Here is a 311-nt window from a genome sequence, read left to right as displayed (position 1 = left end):
AGGCGTCATCATTATCCAGCTTGAAATATAAATCAGCTTCGTAGGGCATTCCCTTCTCTTTAACTGTAATGCTGCGCTCCCAAGAAAAATCGCTGCGTGTTACCTGCATGATTGCCCGATCCGGAATCAGGGTGCGGGTATCGACGACAATATCGGTTCCATCATAACCATATTGTTTATTCTCATTGATGGTACTTACGTTTCTTTTCCAGTCGTTAAACATGACCATCACACTCCAGCCGTTATACTTAAGCCATGTACTGCCGTGATGACGTTGGGACGGCAGGCGCAATTGATAGCGGCCGCTGCAA

General features: G+C 46.6%; 1 pseudogene. It reads right to left on the bottom strand.

What is annotated here, in order from left to right:
* Positions 1-311, bottom strand: a pseudogene (locus tag HMPREF3277_RS06370) (hypothetical protein); the annotation flags it as partial.

It is taken from the genome of Neisseria sp. HMSC70E02 (genome assembly GCF_001838645.1).
Lineage (GTDB): Bacteria > Pseudomonadota > Gammaproteobacteria > Burkholderiales > Neisseriaceae > Neisseria > Neisseria macacae.
Note: the sequence above shows the minus strand (reverse complement) of the source record. Positions and strands in the feature narration are given on the sequence as shown.